Genomic DNA, 15,861 nt, shown 5'->3' with positions numbered 1-15,861 from the left:
AAAAAGGTATAAACGCCACCTTGACAGACGGTGCCAAATCAGACCACGGTGAGGGGCAGCGAACGCCTGGGCTGGAACTGAAACTGTGCACCATGACTTACCTTGGCTACCAACACCTCCGGCAGCTCGTCGGCCGGTTTTTCGGTTCGCACCAGCTCAGCAGTCCAGTCGGTGTCCGTCCCGGCCACCCGAACCTCGAGGTGGGGTTCGACGGCGGTCGCGATCGCCTGCAGCGGCTGCACGGATTCCGGCGTGCACAGCGAAATCCATGCCCCGTCGTCGTGGGCCGGCGAGCGATGAACCAGCAGTCGGTCCGCAACCGTCTCGGCCACAACGTAGCCAGCGGGATTGAACAGTGGATGCAGTTCGAACACCCGCAGCACCCCTTCGGCGCCGCCGGGTAGTCCCAGCGCCCGTTGAATGCGTTCGGCGGCCAAACCGGCCACTCCGGTCAACTGGCGGGTGCCCACGGATACGGCCAGTTCGGCGTCCGCCCCGGCCCGTTCGCGCACCGCGATGCCGAACGACAGGTTGAGCAGGTGCATCTGCAGACACACTTCCTCCGCCATCCGCACCAGCGCGGAGTGCGAGAAGTCGGTGAAGTCCAGATCGGACAGGAGCGCACCCGAGTAGTCCGCCAGCCCCTCCTCGGAGGGATCGATCGCAGCTAATTTCCAAGCGGCGGCCTTGGTTTCACGGACCACGTCCAGCGCCGGAATTCCCTTGACCTCGGGATAGGCCTCGTCGATGATGACCGTCCAGGCACAGTGCGGATGCCGGTCCGCTGGGCTACGGGGCGGGCGGTGAATCGGACGCACCTGGGCGCGTGGGTTGGTTGCGATCGCGGTCGCATCGAACGTCGGGTCCTCGATGGTGTGACACATCCCGAAGACGTACTCATCGCCCATTGGTTCGACGTCGAGCAGGGCGCCGCAATGGTCCAGGTGGAATTCACCGTGCCAGCGATCATGGAGCCCATAGCGGAAGTCCATGAACTGCGGCGGAGCGCCGATGTCCAGCTGGAGGCCTTTGAAGATGGTGGGCACGTCGGTGCCCTCGAAGTTGAGCGCCCGCTGCATGCGCTTGGTGTAGATCGGGCTGGCACCCGCCCATTCTTCGATGGCGATCTGCAGCATCTCCTCGCGGCCGAACGCCTGAATGCACCAAGCCATCCCCGAACGGTCGATCAACTGGCCGATCAGCAGCAGCTCAGGTACCAGGATTGCCAGCTCGCTGCGGGACAACCCCGCGTACCGGGATTGGCTCATACTCCCAAGGTAAGCCACCGCGGGTCGAGTTCAAAGACGCGGGGCGCGCCGGGCAGCAGTTGTGCTGCAATGGCGTGATGAGCCGAAACGATGTCTCGCCCGATGTCACCGCCGACATTGCGGCGATCCAACAGGTCAAATACCGCTACCTGCGCGCGCTGGACACCAAGCATTGGGACGAATTCGCCGACACCCTGACCGAAGATGTCGTCGGCGACTACGGGTCGTCGGTCGGCACCGAGCTGCACTTCACCAACCGCACCGACTTGGTGGACTACATGCGCTCAGCACTGGGCCCCACCATCATCACCGAACATCGGGTTACCCATCCGGAAATCACCGTCACCGGCGATACGGCGACCGGCCGCTGGTATTTGCAGGACCGGGTGATCGTCGCCGAAGCCAATTTCATGCTCATCGGTGCGGCGTTCTACCGCGACCAGTACCGGCGCACCGCGGCCGGCTGGCGGATCACCGCCACCGGCTACGACCGCACCTACGAGGCGACGATGTCATTGGCCAATATCGGCTTTCAGGTGAAACCCGGTCGCGCTCTTGCCGATTGATCTGAGGGTCACTTGGCGATTGCGATCACCGCGCCGGGACGCAGCCAGCGGATGATCTGCACCAGCGTGGCATCGTCGATCGCCACGCACCCGGCGGTGGGGCCGCCGTCGGTGGTGTGAAAGAAGAACGCCGAGCCGCCCCCGGGAACTTTGTTCTTGTTGACGCCCATCACCACCGAGTGCTTGTACTGCGGAATCTGCAGGTTTTCGCTCGCGGACGTGCTGAACGGACAGTCGGACTTCTTACACACCTGCATGGAGTTGAAGGTGGGGCTGTTGTCGTCGCCGCTCCACCAGTGATTGGGTCCGACTTGGGTATAGGGCAGTCTCCCACCGGGATTCGGGGCAGTGCCGAACGCGGAGTCGAGGCTGTAGACGCCCATCGGGGTTGCCGGATAGCCGCTCTTGGCCTTCGGCGCCATCCCCGCCGAACCGACATGGGTGGTGATCCCGGCCTTGAGCGGCTGCCAGCCGGCGGTGGTGCGCTGATAGATATCCATCTTTGCGTTCGAGCCGCCGGTTGAGACCACCGAAACCACCTGGGTGGCGTTGCCGACCGAGTTGGCAAACCAGGGATTACCCGCCGCCGCGGTCACCGGCGCGAGCCCTACCGCCACACCGACGGTGCACACTCCAGCGAACAGAACAGCTACCAGTCGACGCACCGTTTCATCGTCAAGGTTGCCAAACCTGAAGGTCAAGTAAAGGTTTCGTTCCGGTTGGGCCACTGCTCCGAGATCACCCGGCGAAACCCGCAGCGCGGTAAGGCGTTAACCCGCGCTGACCAGCTCGGCCGGCTCCTGCTCAGCTACCGGGACCGGCCGAAGCACCCACAGCCAGAACAAGAAAAACACGTAGCCCAGCGCCCAACCGGCGATTACGTCGGAGGGGTGGTGCACGTTCAACGCGACTCGGGATATCCCCACCAACAACACGCTCAGCGCACCCACGACCACTGCCAGGATGCGCATCCAGTGCACCCGGATCATGGGAAGCAGGAAGGTCAACATCGCCAGGACACTGGCCGTGAGCTCCAGGGCGTGCCCCGACGGGAACGAGGCGGAATGCGCAGCGACGAGCTTGGTCACCGGTCGCGGCCGGTCCGCCAGTCCCTTGGCGATCATGGTGACGATCCAGTTCAACGGCACACAGGCCAGTAACAGCAGCGCCATCCGCATCTTGCGCTGCACCAGCGCGATCGTGATCGCCACCAAGCCGACGATCCGCGTGGTGATCGGGCCCAGCACAAACGAGACGGCGAACCAGAAGTTGACCCATCCCGGGTGCTTGACCCCAATGTCATGGGACGCGTTCAACAACGACCAGTCCATGGCGTGCAGCCAGCCCCAGTCCTGGCGATAGCCGATCCACATCAGTGCGTAGACAACGATGGCGGCCAGGGCGAGCAGAAGAGGCAAAGTCATTCGTGGGCGGGTCATGCTCAACGGATACCAGCATCGATGCAGCGCCGCGAAAACGGGCCCATACTGGCGGCATGGCGGTGATCATTCGGCGGCTGTTCGGCATCGGCAAGCTCAGCGAGGATTTTCGGGCTCAGGTCGAGGCCGAAGGGCTCATCTACCTCGAGGAGTATGTTCCGGTCACCAGGCGATTTACCGGAACCATCCCGGGCGTACGGGCCTCACACAGCGTCGCGAGCTATCCGGGCGCCTTGGCGTTCACCCAGGAGCGGGTACTGGGCACCCTCTCCTCGCTGCCCAAGCTAGCCGGCCGGGCCATCGACGTGCGCTGGGACGCACCCCACAGCGGTGCGGCGACAGCCGACATCTCGTCGACGGGGGTGCAGGTCGATATCGATGTCGCCAAGGTCGACCCGCGGTTTCACGGCGACCTCTCGCTGCACTTCAAAGCGGACATCCCCGAGGACGTGCTGGCGCGGCTGCCGCTGCGTTCACTCGCCTTCGACGTGCCGCCGGAGTACGTCTTCCGCGCGGTCGGGGTTACCTACAGTCCCTGATGGTGATGTCGGGCCACGGCGGACGCCGCAGCACCGCGAGACTGCCGATCACCGCCGCGAACAGGCCGGTGAGCACTCCGACCAGCGCGATGCGGTTCGCATCGACGGCAGGCACCCATTTCGCGTCGCCGCCGCGGATGACGAACACGCCGATCGGGACGGCAGCCAGGCCGTAGGGCTGCCCGGAGTCGGCGTCCGGGCCGCGGCGGAGCCGGCCGCGGCCTTCCTGGATCTTGGCCACCGGAATCACCGTCGCACCGTCGGGGGTGACGTGTGGCTCGCCATAGACACGTCTGACCGCCGGGTCGGCGGGCAGGTCGTCGAAAACATCGGGAACCTTCACGGGCCACCCTTTCGTTTGTCTGCCTTCGCAATGCTCGTCTTAGTGTTCGTACTCTTCCTAGTCTTCACATTTCTACGATGGCTGTGTGACTGACTACGCATTCACCGCCCAAGAACGGCAAGCGGTGTATCGCGTGATCACCGAGCGGCGGGACATGCGTCACTTCGTCCCGGGCGCCGTGGTGCCCGAGGACGTGCTGACACGCCTATTGCATGCCGCGCACGCCGCACCCAACGTGGGCCTGATGCAGCCCTGGCGGTTCATCCGGATCACCGACACGGGGCTGCGCAGACGCATCCACACCCTGGTCGACGAGGAACGGGCGCTGACCGCCGGGGCGCTGGGCGAGCGGGCCGAGGAATTTCTCGCACTGAAAGTCGAAGGCATTCTCGAGTGCGCGGAGCTGATGGTGGTGGCCCTGCGCGACGGGCGCGACGGGCACATCTTCGGACGGCGAACGCTGCCGCAGATGGATCTCGCCTCGGTGTCCTGCGCGATCCAGAATCTGTGGCTGGCCGCCCGCTCCGAAGGCCTGGGCATGGGTTGGGTGTCGCTGTTCGACCCGCATCGGTTGGCGGATCTGTTGCGGATGCCCGACGGGGCCGAACCGGTGGCAGTCTTGTGCCTGGGCCCGGTGCCCGAGTTTCCGCAGCAGCCGGCGTTGGAGCTGGACGGATGGGCCGTTGCGCGGCCACTGCCGGAGTTCGTTTCGGAAAACCGGTGGGACCAGCCGTGACCTTCGGCGCATCCGCTGCACCCGGTATCGTCGCCGCCGCGAGCGCGCTGAAGGGGTGAGGCCAAGATGACGGGTGCGGGCAGCGGCAGCAACGACGGCGGGCAAAATGTGCTGATCGTGTACTGGCACGATCTGGGGCGCTACCTGGGCGCCTACGGCCACCGCGATGTCGACAGCCCGCGGTTGGACCGGCTCGCCGGCGAGGCAATCCTGTTCACCCGCGCGCACGCCACCGCCCCGCTGTGCTCGCCATCGCGCGGCTCGCTGTTCACCGGCCGCTACCCGCAGAGCAATGGCCTGGTAGGTCTGGCCCATCACGGCTGGGAGTACCGCTCCGGTGTCCGGACCCTGCCCCAGTTGCTCGGTGAACATGGCTGGCATTCAGCGCTTTTCGGGATGCAACACGAGACTTCGCAGCCGAGTCGACTGGGCTTTGATGAGCTGGACGTCTCGAGTTCCTACTGCGACTACGTGGTGGACAAAGTGCAGAACTGGCTGCATGAGGGCGTCGCAGCCCTTGCCGGGCAGCCGTTTCTGCTCACCGCCGGGTTCTTCGAAACTCACCGCCCCTACCCGCACGAACGCTACGAGCCCGCGGACAGCTCGACCGTCGACCTGCCCGACTACCTGCCCGACACCCCCGAAGTGCGTCAGGATCTTGCGGATTTCTATGGCGCCATCACCACCGCGGACGCGGCCGTCGGCCGCATCCTGGACACGCTCGAACAGACCGGGCTGGACGCCAGCACCTGGGTGGTGTTCCTGACCGATCACGGCCCGGCCTTTCCCCGCGCCAAGTCGACGCTGTATGACGCCGGTACCGGCATTGCAATGATCGTCCGTCCGCCCAAGCGCCTGGCGGTGCCACCTCGGGTCTATGACGAATTGTTCAGCGGGGTCGACCTGCTACCAACCCTGCTGAGCCTGTTGGGAATCGACATTCCCGCCGATGTCGAAGGCCTCTCCCACGCGCACGCGCTGATCTCGCCTGAGGCCGACGCGGATGGCCGGCCGGTTCGTGAGCATGTCTACGCCATGAAGACCTACCACGACTCGTTCGATCCCATTCGGGCTATCCGCACCAAGGAATACAGCTACATCGAGAACTACGTCTCGCGGCCAATGCTGGATTTGCCCAAGGACATCGAGGAAAGCCCGTCCGGGCTGGCGGTCGCACCCCTGGTTTCGTCACCGCGTCCGGCGCAAGAATTGTATGACCTGCGCAGCGACCCCACCGAGACCGCCAACCTGCTGGCCGGCGAGGGCGCCGCGTCCGCGGATCCTGTCGCGGCCGAACTGGCGGCGCTCCTCAACGATTGGCGCCAGAGCACCGGGGACGTGATCCCTTCGGATTTCGCCGGTTCCCACATCGCGGCGCGCTATACCGAAACCTACCTGAAGAGCCATCAGCCGACGCCACGCGAGGACTCGTCAGCGGCGGCGGACCGTGACATCGAAGGTTAAGTCGCACAGGACAATAACTAGGAAACGTCAGCGGAGCGGCGGGCGCCACCCACCTCGGCCACGATGAACAACCGCCGGAAGGGGAACATGGTCGTGCCATCGGACCGCGGCGGATAGGCCTCATCCAACAGCGGAATCAGTTCTTGGCGGAACTGTTCCCAGCTCACGTCGTCGAGCCGTTCCCGCACCGGAACCAGCGCGGTGCCGGTAATCCATTCCAGCACCGGATTCTTGCCGGTGAGCTGGTGCAGATAGGTCGTCTCCCAGGCATCGACCTTACATCCGGCGTCCATCAACAAACCTGCGTAGCTTGCCGGTGAGCCGACCACGGCACCAACCCGAAATGGTATGTCGCGCATCAGTTTTGCATAGTGTTCGCGGCGGGCCAGCGCACGCACCACAGCATGCGATGGTGTTTCGAAGTTCCCCGGAACCTGAACCGCGATCCACGATCCGTGCGGCAGCTCCGTTGCCCACTGGACCATCAGGTCGGCGTGTTCGGGCACCCGGTGCAACGCGGCGCTGCTGATCACCACATCGGTGTCAGGCTTCGGCTTCCACGTGCGCAAGTCGCCTGTAGTGGCATCGATTCCACGTTCCCGGGCGGCCGCGACCATCTGCGGCGAACTGTCCCACGCTTCGATGATCGCCTCGGGCCAGCGTCGCGCCAGGTATCGGGTCAAGTTGCCCGGCCCGCAGCCGAGGTCGACCACTCGGCGCGCCCGTTTGGCACCTATCCGCGAGACCAGGTCATAGAACGGGCGGCCGCGATGATCCGCAAAGGCTAGGTAGACGTCGGGATCCCACATATCGGTCCTCCTGATCAACACCGTCGCCAGATGGGTGCCATAGGACAAACCTACTTACCGAAAACGCCCCTAACACGCACCCAAACCCACGCAGAAATTGACGATACTGTCGGAACAACCCACGCTCTGGGATATCGACGCGATAGCATCGACGGGATGTCGGAGATTTCGGAGACGTCCGGGACTTCTGAGACCGATCCCATTGATCCGCCGGTCCCGATTCCCGATGTGCCCGGCGGGGAAGCCGGTGCCGAAGGCCTGCCCCCACTGTCGGCGCTGTCGCTTCGGCAACGCCTCGTTGTCGAGTCATCGGCAGTCGGCGATATCGCGCTACGCACCTACGCGTCCTCACTGCTGTCCACCACCGTGGCACCCGCCGTGGTCGCTCACGCACTGCGCCGCCTCGACTCCGGTGGTGAGCGGGCAAACCTGAATTTCTATGCCGAGCTCGCGGCCGAACAAGATCCACGCAAGTCCTTTGCGGCGCCCACCGAATTGCCCAGGATTTCGGCCCGCCCGGCCAGCCCGCTGGCGGAGTGGATCGCCCGTGGCAGCGTCGACGACATCTCTTTCACCAGCGGCTTTCGCGCGATCAACCCCAACATGCGCCAGCACTGGAGCGCACTGACTTCCAACAACGTCGTACGCGCGCAACACTGGCGCCACGACGACGGGCCACGGCCCACCCTGTGCGTCATTCATGGCTTCATGGGGTCGTCGTACTTGCTCAACGGACTGTTTTTCTCCCTGCCGTGGTATTACCGATCCGGCTATGACGTGCTGTTGTACACGTTGCCTTTTCATGGGAAGCGAGCCGAAAGATTCTCGCCATTTAGCGGTTTCGGATTCTTCGCAAGCGGGTTGAGCGGTTTCGCCGAGTCGATGGCCCAAGCGGTGTACGACTTCCGGTCTATCGTGGACTACCTGCACCACACCGGTGTCACGCGAATAGCACTGACTGGCATATCGCTGGGCGGCTATACCTCCGCGCTGGTGTCGTCGGTCGAAAACCGGCTAGAGGCCGTGATCCCGAACTGTCCGGTCGTCACACCAGCAAAGCTATTCGAGCAATGGTTCCCGGCCAGCAAACTGGTCCGGCTCGGACTGTGCCTGTCCAGCATCAGCCGCGGCGAGCTGGATGCCGGGCTGGCGTTTCACAGCCCGCTGAACTACCGGCCGCAACTACCCAAGCACCGCCGGATGATCATCGCCGGCCTGGGCGATCGGATGGCTCCACCCGATCACGCGGAAACGCTTTGGGAACACTGGGATCGCTGCGCGCTGCACTGGTTTCCCGGCAGTCACGTGCTACACGTGAGTCAGTTGGACTATCTGCGGCGGATGACCGCGTTCCTGGGCGACTTCATGTTCGACTAGCGGTTTCGGTCGGCGCAGCGCGGTGCAACCCGGCACCCGGGGTGGACCACACCAGCCGCATCAGCAGGTTCTCCGGCGCGTCGGCGTATCCGTCGAGCGCACGGGTGGAGGACAGTTCCATGGCCGCAAGCGTGGGCCCATGGTTTCCCCGTTGCGGTATCAGGGTGGCCAACGGTGCTGCGACGGCCGGTTGCTCATCGGTGCGGAATGCGCACGCGGCGGCAACCGAATAATCGGCTCCCGACCGACCGCGCGCGGCGATCTCGATGGCCATCCAGGTTTCCAACGCCGGATGCGACCAGATCTCGGCCAGTGTGTCGGGCAGCGCAGCGTCCACAATCACCCGATATGCGGCCAGATACTCCGAGTCGCCGTGCTGCACGCCCCGCCAGGTCTCGCGGAGAGCGTGATCGGAGTCGGGATCCAGCAGCGACGGCAAGTCCTCGGCCGCGACCAAGCTGACCTCCCAGCCGATCTCGCGCAGGTGATCAGCGAGCCGGCGGGCGGTAACCCGGGCGGTCTCGTGCAACGGGATGCGCGCTGCGCGAGCCTGCAGCGCCGCCAGGTTGGTGGCCGCCGACACCGTCAGTCCGATCCAGGTCTGAGTTTCACCCGACCCGGTGGTGCGGCCGGTGATGCGAATCGCGTCAACGCGGATGCCGTAGCAGTTCAGGTATCGAGCTATTACCGGCAGCGGCAGCACGTCGATGTCGGAGGCGGGCGGCCCGATGCGCAATGTCACCGTCGTGCTGGTGTCGGCTTCGGCCCCTGGCTCAGCGGGCCGACGGCGCATCATCGCCACTCGCCGGTGCAGGATGGTTGTCAGGTAAAGCCCGCGCCACCAGGCGAAGAGCACGATCACGACGAAGGCGGCGATGCCGATCAGCCAGTAGTCCCTGCGGGAATGCCAGGGATAGGCCATCACGGCGGGCACCACCGCGAGCAGCGCCAGGGTGATCCGCCCGGAGCCCGGCCGAGGTATGGATCGATCAAAGCTCACGCGCAGTCCTTCCTTCGGCGTCCTTGCGTCGGCGCGCTATTGCCACGGTCGCCGCTACACCCGCAACGAGCACCGTCAAGGCGGCGGCGCCGGCGAACGCCACGTTTCGTGGGGTGGTGTTCCGCGGCTGCGGTGCCGGCGGAACTGACACCGGCTTTGCCGGTGCCACCTGCGGCGCACCCCCGTCGGCGGCGGGCAGCTCCCAGGTCAGCGCCGCCGCTGGGTCCAGAATTCCGGCTCCGACGACGTTGGACGGATCCCTGGCACCGTTGTGTGCCGTGGCGGTGAGGCGATGCATCACCTGCGCCGCGGTCAGTTCGGGATACTTGCTGCGGACCAGTGCGGCGACGCCGGAGACGTAGCCTGCCGCGTAGCTGGTGCCGCTGAGCGGCGTCAGTTGCTGGCGCTGGTTGGGCAGGCCGTTGGCCAGACCACCGCCGCCAGCGTTGCTCACCGAGACAATGTTTTCGCCGGGAGCGGCGATGCCCACCCACGGCCCGGCCATGGTGAACTTCGACGGCTGTCCACCCGCAGTCAACGATGCCACCGACAGCACGTAGGGCTGCCACAGCGACGGGATCGACACCGAGGTGACGCCGGCCCAGTTGCGCGGATCGTCCGGATGGCTCAGGTCGGTCAGCGGATTGGACTCACACGTGCCGCCGCTGCCCGAGCCACCAGCTCCGCTGTTGCCGGCGGCGGCCACAATCACCACGTCTTTGTCCACGGCCGCATAGCGGATCGCGGCGCCGAGCGCGGCCTGGTCGACCTGGCGGTCCGCCGGCAGACAGGTGATCGAGGAAATGTTGATCACCCGCGCGCCCCGGTCGGCGGCATGCACAATGGCCCGCCCCAGGGCCGCGACGTCGATCGTCGCTCGCTCCACCGAAGGATCCCCGCCGCTCGAGCGGGCCGAGAACTTGTCCGATGTCACTCTGATGGACAGCAGGCGTGCCGCGGGTGCCACGCCCGAGAAGCCGTCGTTACCGGGCTGGCCGGCGACGATCCCGGCGACCAGGGTGCCACGGCCATCACAGTCGGTCAGCCCGTCCGTCGAATCCACGAAGTCGCCACCGGCATCGACGTTGGGTAGCCGTGGGCCCGGCTGCACGCCGGTGTCCAGGATTGCCACCAGCTGACCTTCACCACGCGAAAACTGCCATGCGGCAGGAAGGTTCAGCATCGCTTGGCTGGCTCCCGGGACGCTGATGTCGGTACCGGGGATCAGCCCCGAGACGCTGCAGGCGCCACGTTGCTCCATCGTCTGTACGGGCCCGGGGGTGCCGCTTGGCGGCTGCACCGAGTCATCAACCGCCGGAGGGCTGATCGCCGATACCGGCGGCGCGGCCCACAACGCACCCGTGGTGAAAATGGCCAGAATTGCTGTGAGGCAGGCCGAACCGGCCCGCTTCATCGATTGAGCACCCAGGTGAACAAGCCCACCAGATACGCCATGACCGGGATAAGCGAGGCGTCCAAGCCCGCGGCGAGGAAGCCCAACAGCCGCCGCAGCGGCAGCGAGTAGCTTTCCGGCGACGCGATGACGGGATTCAGTGCGACCACAACCCAGGCCACCGCCAGCACGGCCAGCACCACCAATGCGCCGAAGGCGGCAATGAAGTGGCCGGTCGCGGCGTAGAGCACCAACAGCGTCCCGCCTACCAGATAGGGCTGGGTGAGCAGCCATGCCTTGCAGGCGGCCGAATCCCAAATTCGGGCGCGCAACGTAGCGGTCGCCGCGGTTGCCGCGACCACGTACCAGCCCAGAGCGCTCACCGTGTCCGGGCGCAGCGCGATTGCCACCGACCCCAGCACGCTGAGCAGTACGGCCGCGGCGATGAAACCGCTCTGGTGGGCGTCACTGACCCGCACCCGCCGCGGCAGGTCTTCCAACACTCGCAGCGATGGAGCCGACGGGGTGGGGTCCCCCGGCGCCGGGATCACCGGCAACGGGAAGCGCGCCCACACCGCGGAGAGCTGAGCAGACTGGATGGTGACCAGCAGCGCCGCCACGATCAACCCGCAGCCAATGCTCGACACCGGCAGCTGCCAGAGCAGTTCGGCGCCGGCCGCAAGCAACAGCGCGGCCCCGACCACAGCCACGGCGGTGAACAGCGCGACGATGCGCTCACGCTGCTCACCGGGAACCATCAGACAGATCAGCGACCAAGCGGTCACGCCGGCGGCCGCGAGCAGCACCTGCGCGGCACCAAACGATCCGGGCACCGCCAGCGCCAGCGCCGCGCCGACGGGCGCCAACGCGGCGATCGACAATGCGATACCGGTTCGTGGCGAACGGGCGCCCAACAGCAGACCGGCCAACGCCATGGCCACCGCGATCACACTGACGATGAGCAGTCCGGCCAGTGCACCGGTGGCCGCCCGGTAGGCGACCGCCAGCCCGGATCCCGCCAGCGCCACACCGATCAACGCCGCCAGCGCGCCGCGTTGCAGATGCCGGGCGTCCCAGGGCCGCAACCGCGAAGTCGAGAAGATCATGGCCGCGTCGGCGATGTCCTCAACGATTCCCGGCGCGGCCGGACCGGTGGGTACCGGCTGCAGCACGAGCAGATCGCCGTCGACCACCCCGACGGTGTCCAGGCTGGCGTCCAGGCTGAACGGCGCCCCACCGACGGGCGCCAGGCTCAGATGTCCAGCTATGCCCAGGTCGGCCGATCCAGCGTCACCGTCTTCGGCCACCGGAATCACCAACCGCTGTACGGCAGGCAGGATTTCGCGTAGCGGTAACTCCGCGGGCAGCGCAACTTCCGTCAGCCGGCTGTCCGCCAGAATCGCAACGCGGACGATCGGCATGACGGTGCCGGACATCATTGGGCCCTCGAAAGGCGCTGCGGCCGTTGCTGGGACATCATGCTCTCTTTCTCATTGCTAGGAGGTCACTAGGAGGGTTGACTCGAGAAATCTCGGGACAACCTTTGGCCGGGGAACCACTGGCCGTCCGGCAGGTTGGCGATCAGTTGGTCTATCGCGACCGCTGTCGCGAAGGGAGTCCCGGCGCTGAAGGTGGAAACCCATTCACCGTCGAAGGCGCGCGACGGGCTGACCAGCACTCGCCCCGCGGTGGTATCGACGATGCTCAGGCCGACGTCGGTGGTGGTGTGCTCGCCGTCGCGATTGCAGCCGGCGACAATCTCGACGTAGCTGCGCGGCCCGGAGAAGACGGCCTGGACCACCGGCCGCGCCGAAACTGGAATGCCGAGGTAGTCGAGAACCTCGTCGAGCGACTCGCCGGAGCGCAACCGCTCATCGGCTCTGGCACCAACCCGCATCGGCATGCTGAATTCCTCGAAGCGGGCCGGCGGCCGGGCCGACAGTCCGACCCCGAGCACCGGAACCAGGGCCCTGGGGTCGTCGATGTCCATTGCCGTGAAGGTGACCAATTGGGCCTTACGCAGCGCGACAACGGTGTTGAAGCTCGGGTGGGCCTTGCCGGCCTTGCCCATGATTCCGGCACTTTGCGCCACGATGCCGCGCAACAGATCCTCGCCGCCGTTGCCCGTGCCTGGACCCACGTAACGCAGGTCCAGCCACCGCTCGGGAAAGCAGACCACTTTGATCCACTCGGCCACCGCCGGATTGACCACACCGTCCGAGGACAACAGACCTAGCTGGGTCAGCTCATCTCGTTGCCGCGCGAAAAAGACACTGCGCTGGGCCTCATCGCTGTAGGGCGTGGTGATCGCGAGCACCCACGGAAAGGTGCCCGCGCCAACCATCTCCGCAATGAACCACGCGTTCTCGACCGTGAGTTCAACTGCGTTGGGCATTGACTCCATTTAAAGGATTAGCCGCCCCATTTTGCGGCTTCGGACGTGTCGCGAGCCAGCATGGCCATGGTGTTGGCTTCGTGGGTTCCAGACATCGACTGGTAGGCCCGCACCAGGTCTTCCATCGCCTGGTTCCACTGCGCCTGCCACGCCTGGTAGGTCACCCCGGTGTCACCTTGCCAGGCGCTGGACAACGCGGCCTGCTCGGCGGAGATGTCGGCACCCAGCCCCTGCATCGTGCCGGCGTAGCCCGACATGTCCCCGGCGTGGGCCAGCATCGCCGGGTAGTTGTACATGATCTGTGACATCACAAACCCTTTCGTTCTATGACTGAACTCAGAAACCGGTGTACGCAGAGGCGGCCGCAGCGTCGGCAGCCACATAGGTGCCGGCGGCTTCGCCCAGGTTCGCCTGCGCGATATCCAGCAAGGTGTTCACCTTGGCGGCTGCCGCGACGAAACGCGCGTGGGCGGCCTGAAAAGATGCCGCGGACTCGCCCTGGTGAAAAGCCTGCGCCGACAGCGCAGCCTGCTCGGCCTGGCTGATGGTGTGGCGCATCAATCCGGCCTTCGCACCAAACGCTGCCTGCGACGCCACCAACTGTGGAATGTGTGCATCCAAAAGACTCATAACTATCTCGTTGTCTCCTCTCGGCGTGGGTTTCGGTCACTCACTTTGTAAACCGTCTTCTCTCCCTTCCTGGGGGCTGTCCCAGCTGCCCGGCACCATCGGCATCCGGGGACCGTTTCCAAATTCGTCCACCGCGAGCTCCGTCAGGCCCGCGGCCTGCAACACCGCCTCGGTGGATACGGTGCCGGCGAAGCCGAATTGCCCGGCCCCACGCTCGGACGCCCGTGCGGCGTCGTCGGTCGCCGCCGGCCCGGTGACACCATTTGCGTCCATATCCAGGAACTCGTCGCCGTAGTCCCGCATTTCGGTTCGCCGACGTCGCCGGCTGCGCGCGGAGGCCCGGCTGGCCGCCGCCGCGCCGGCCGCCGGGATGGTCGCAGCCGGCGCCTTGGCACCGCTTCGACCGCCTACCGTTGGCCCCAGGCTGGGACCCCAATCACCGCTGCCACCAACGGCATAGAGAAAACTCGCCGGCGCCGGAGCGCCCGGGCCCGGTGGCGCAGTTCCGGGTGCGCCGGCGCCGGCGCCCGACGCAGGAGCCCCCGCGGAGCCGGTGCCCGGCGAAGCGAGGCTGGCCGCCGGGAACACAGACTTGGCAGTGACGGCCGCGGCGGCCAGTGGCGCGGCCGCGGCCGGTACCTCCGCCGCAATCTGGATGGGCGTGAACGCTATGGCGCTCAAGGCCAGACCCGGCGCCGCCGGCAGCAGGAAAGGAGAACTCAAGATCAGGGCCCAGGTCGGCCAGCCGACGAGGTTGAAGAAAATCTGATAGCTCAACGCGAACAACAGTGGGCCGTAGGTGATGATGGCCTGCAACGGGTTGGTCAGGAACGCGATGATGATCTTGATCGTGTTTCCGATTGGGTCCTGCAGGAATTCCCAGATCAAATCGAACATCCAGGTGTTGAACCCGGTGTAGGCATTCCACAGATATTGCAGCAACTGCCAAAGCAACTGCCAGGGGTCGGAGCCCCCTGCCGCTGCGGCCCCGGACTGCGCCTGGGCCGCGTCGGCGGCAAGGTGAGCCACCTGCCCACCGCCGGGGTTGACCACCTTCGGCGGCGGACCGGTGCGCGGCGCCGAGGCCAGCGCCGCACCCGCAGTCGCCTGATACAAACCCATGGTGGTAGCGGCCAGCACCCACATCCGAACGTAGTCAGCTTCATTGAGCGCGATCGGAATCGCATTGAGCCCAAAGAAGTTTGTTGCGACCAGGACACCGTGCAGGGCGTGATTTGCGCCCAGCTCGGTGAGCGTCGGCATTGCCGCCAACGCGCCCGAGTAGGCCACCGCAGCGGCCTCGTGCTCGGCCGCCTTGCCGGCACCATCGGCGCTGGCCTGCAGCAGCCACGCCACATACGGAAGATGCGCGGCCACGTACTGGAAACCGCTTGGCCCCTGCCAGGCTTCCGCTTGCACCGCCGCCAGTACCTCACTGAGTTCCGCCGCTGTCAAGGCATACTCGGCGCTGAGCGCGCTCCAGACTCCGGCCGCTGCAAGCAGCGAAGCCGGGCCGGGACCGCTACTCAGCATCGCCGAATGCACCTCGGGTGGCGACGCAATCCAGATAGGACCGGCGGCAACAGCCATTGTCAGGCGCCTGCGATCCCGTAGGTAGCAGCGGCAACCGCATCGCCGGCGAGATAGCTCACGCCGGACTCACCCACGCCGAGACCGGCTCGTCCCAACTCTTCGACACCCTCGGCCGCCACCGCAGCGTGCTCAATGCCTTGGGCACTGAACCCGGCCGCAGTCTGCAACGACACCGGATCGACCGCGGCGGGCACCACCGCTGAGATCACTGGGGATGCGCTTGCGTGCGCAGCCGCCAGCCGGGCGGTCAGCGCTTCCACCGCAGCACTAGCCGCGGCCAATCCCTCCGGAACCACTCGCAACGTCATG

At 66.0% G+C, this 15,861-nt stretch carries 18 protein-coding genes; 5 read left to right on the top strand and 13 right to left on the bottom strand.

Annotated features, from left to right (window positions below):
- Positions 1–38: 38 nt before the first annotated feature.
- Positions 39–1,268, bottom strand: coding sequence for a hypothetical protein (locus tag MPSD_RS03385; protein ID WP_015354294.1), 1,230 nt, complete (start codon positions 1,266–1,268; stop codon positions 39–41).
- Positions 1,269–1,327: 59 nt separating this feature from the next.
- Here MPSD_RS03385 and MPSD_RS03380 point away from each other — a divergent pair, with 59 nt between their 5' ends.
- Entirely contained in the window at positions 1,328–1,834 is a 507-nt protein-coding gene (locus MPSD_RS03380; RefSeq protein WP_036425850.1) for a nuclear transport factor 2 family protein, read from the top strand.
- Between the two features lie 8 nt (positions 1,835–1,842).
- Here MPSD_RS03380 and MPSD_RS03375 read toward each other — a convergent pair whose 3' ends face one another.
- Entirely contained in the window at positions 1,843–2,499 is a 657-nt protein-coding gene (locus tag MPSD_RS03375) for a L,D-transpeptidase family protein (RefSeq protein ID WP_036426966.1), read from the bottom strand.
- Positions 2,500–2,604: 105 nt separating this feature from the next.
- The gene (locus MPSD_RS03370; protein ID WP_020784976.1) at positions 2,605–3,273 is read right to left on the bottom strand and encodes a phosphatase PAP2 family protein; all 669 of its coding nucleotides are present in this window, start codon (positions 3,271–3,273) and stop codon (positions 2,605–2,607) included.
- Between the two features lie 56 nt (positions 3,274–3,329).
- Here MPSD_RS03370 and MPSD_RS03365 point away from each other — a divergent pair, with 56 nt between their 5' ends.
- Complete coding sequence (locus MPSD_RS03365; RefSeq protein ID WP_086084874.1) at positions 3,330–3,812, top strand: hypothetical protein; 483 nt, start codon at positions 3,330–3,332, stop codon at positions 3,810–3,812.
- Here MPSD_RS03365 and MPSD_RS03360 read toward each other — a convergent pair.
- Positions 3,796–4,155 (bottom strand): hypothetical protein, encoded by a 360-nt coding sequence (locus tag MPSD_RS03360; RefSeq protein ID WP_020784978.1) that lies wholly within the window; start codon positions 4,153–4,155, stop codon positions 3,796–3,798. The genes MPSD_RS03365 and MPSD_RS03360 overlap by 17 nt on opposite strands.
- A 154-nt stretch (positions 4,156–4,309) precedes the next feature.
- On the opposite strand from MPSD_RS03360, the gene bluB reads away from it, so the two are divergent.
- Both bluB and MPSD_RS03350 read left to right on the top strand, forming a co-directional pair.
- A complete protein-coding gene (bluB, locus tag MPSD_RS03355) occupies positions 4,310–4,891 on the top strand; it encodes a 5,6-dimethylbenzimidazole synthase (RefSeq protein WP_232022858.1) in 582 nt (193 codons plus the stop codon).
- 66 nt (positions 4,892–4,957) lie between these two features.
- The gene (locus MPSD_RS03350; RefSeq protein WP_086084872.1) at positions 4,958–6,355 is read left to right on the top strand and encodes a sulfatase family protein; all 1,398 of its coding nucleotides are present in this window, start codon (positions 4,958–4,960) and stop codon (positions 6,353–6,355) included.
- Between the two features lie 17 nt (positions 6,356–6,372).
- Here the strand turns inward: MPSD_RS03350 and MPSD_RS03345 are convergent, their stop codons facing one another.
- Positions 6,373–7,164, bottom strand: coding sequence for a trans-aconitate 2-methyltransferase (locus MPSD_RS03345; protein ID WP_086084871.1), 792 nt, complete (start codon positions 7,162–7,164; stop codon positions 6,373–6,375).
- A gap of 156 nt (positions 7,165–7,320) precedes the next feature.
- Here MPSD_RS03345 and MPSD_RS03340 point away from each other — a divergent pair, with 156 nt between their 5' ends.
- Complete coding sequence (locus MPSD_RS03340) at positions 7,321–8,541, top strand: alpha/beta hydrolase family protein (RefSeq protein ID WP_020784982.1); 1,221 nt, start codon at positions 7,321–7,323, stop codon at positions 8,539–8,541.
- Here the strand turns inward: MPSD_RS03340 and eccE are convergent.
- From eccE to MPSD_RS03300, 8 genes are all read right to left on the bottom strand, one after another.
- On the bottom strand, positions 8,528–9,541 hold the full coding sequence (eccE, locus tag MPSD_RS03335; RefSeq protein WP_012392516.1) for a type VII secretion protein EccE: 1,014 nt from the start codon (positions 9,539–9,541) through the stop codon (positions 8,528–8,530). The genes MPSD_RS03340 and eccE overlap by 14 nt on opposite strands.
- On the bottom strand, positions 9,531–10,955 hold the full coding sequence (gene mycP3, locus MPSD_RS03330) for a type VII secretion system ESX-3 serine protease mycosin MycP3 (protein ID WP_020784983.1): 1,425 nt from the start codon (positions 10,953–10,955) through the stop codon (positions 9,531–9,533). The genes eccE and mycP3 overlap by 11 nt, the downstream gene beginning before the upstream one ends.
- Complete coding sequence (gene eccD / locus MPSD_RS03325) at positions 10,952–12,370, bottom strand: type VII secretion integral membrane protein EccD (protein ID WP_086084877.1); 1,419 nt, start codon at positions 12,368–12,370, stop codon at positions 10,952–10,954. Before eccD ends, mycP3 begins: the two co-directional genes overlap by 4 nt.
- Before the next feature lie 71 nt (positions 12,371–12,441).
- Positions 12,442–13,338, bottom strand: a complete 897-nt coding sequence (locus tag MPSD_RS03320) for an ESX secretion-associated protein EspG (protein WP_086084870.1) — start codon at positions 13,336–13,338, stop codon at positions 12,442–12,444.
- Between the two features lie 8 nt (positions 13,339–13,346).
- Complete coding sequence (locus tag MPSD_RS03315; RefSeq protein ID WP_012392512.1) at positions 13,347–13,637, bottom strand: WXG100 family type VII secretion target; 291 nt, start codon at positions 13,635–13,637, stop codon at positions 13,347–13,349.
- 28 nt (positions 13,638–13,665) lie between these two features.
- Entirely contained in the window at positions 13,666–13,959 is a 294-nt protein-coding gene (gene esxG / locus MPSD_RS03310) for a type VII secretion system protein EsxG (protein ID WP_011739406.1), read from the bottom strand.
- A gap of 36 nt (positions 13,960–13,995) precedes the next feature.
- A complete protein-coding gene (locus MPSD_RS03305) occupies positions 13,996–15,549 on the bottom strand; it encodes a PPE family protein (protein WP_086084869.1) in 1,554 nt (517 codons plus the stop codon).
- Between the two features lie 2 nt (positions 15,550–15,551).
- A complete protein-coding gene (locus MPSD_RS03300) occupies positions 15,552–15,860 on the bottom strand; it encodes a PE family protein (protein WP_011739404.1) in 309 nt (102 codons plus the stop codon).
- Position 15,861: the final 1 nt, after the last annotated feature.

This window comes from Mycobacterium pseudoshottsii JCM 15466 (genome assembly GCF_003584745.1).
GTDB lineage: Bacteria > Actinomycetota > Actinomycetes > Mycobacteriales > Mycobacteriaceae > Mycobacterium > Mycobacterium marinum.
Note: the sequence above shows the minus strand (reverse complement) of the source record. Positions and strands in the feature narration are given on the sequence as shown.

Coding starts and splice junctions, on each gene's coding strand:
- MPSD_RS03345 (WP_086084871.1), bottom strand. CDS start 7,164: ATGTGGGATCCCGACGTCTACCTAGCCTTTGCGGATCATCGCGGCCGC.
- MPSD_RS03370 (WP_020784976.1), bottom strand. CDS start 3,273: ATGACCCGCCCACGAATGACTTTGCCTCTTCTGCTCGCCCTGGCCGCC.
- MPSD_RS03300 (WP_011739404.1), bottom strand. CDS start 15,860: ATGACGTTGCGAGTGGTTCCGGAGGGATTGGCCGCGGCTAGTGCTGCG.
- MPSD_RS03385 (WP_015354294.1), bottom strand. CDS start 1,268: ATGAGCCAATCCCGGTACGCGGGGTTGTCCCGCAGCGAGCTGGCAATC.
- MPSD_RS03320 (WP_086084870.1), bottom strand. CDS start 13,338: ATGGAGTCAATGCCCAACGCAGTTGAACTCACGGTCGAGAACGCGTGG.
- bluB (WP_232022858.1), top strand. CDS start 4,310: ATGCGTCACTTCGTCCCGGGCGCCGTGGTGCCCGAGGACGTGCTGACA.
- MPSD_RS03305 (WP_086084869.1), bottom strand. CDS start 15,549: ATGGCTGTTGCCGCCGGTCCTATCTGGATTGCGTCGCCACCCGAGGTG.
- MPSD_RS03340 (WP_020784982.1), top strand. CDS start 7,321: ATGTCGGAGATTTCGGAGACGTCCGGGACTTCTGAGACCGATCCCATT.
- MPSD_RS03315 (WP_012392512.1), bottom strand. CDS start 13,637: ATGTCACAGATCATGTACAACTACCCGGCGATGCTGGCCCACGCCGGG.
- esxG (WP_011739406.1), bottom strand. CDS start 13,959: ATGAGTCTTTTGGATGCACACATTCCACAGTTGGTGGCGTCGCAGGCA.
- MPSD_RS03350 (WP_086084872.1), top strand. CDS start 4,958: ATGACGGGTGCGGGCAGCGGCAGCAACGACGGCGGGCAAAATGTGCTG.
- eccD (WP_086084877.1), bottom strand. CDS start 12,370: ATGTCCGGCACCGTCATGCCGATCGTCCGCGTTGCGATTCTGGCGGAC.
- MPSD_RS03365 (WP_086084874.1), top strand. CDS start 3,330: ATGGCGGTGATCATTCGGCGGCTGTTCGGCATCGGCAAGCTCAGCGAG.
- mycP3 (WP_020784983.1), bottom strand. CDS start 10,955: ATGAAGCGGGCCGGTTCGGCCTGCCTCACAGCAATTCTGGCCATTTTC.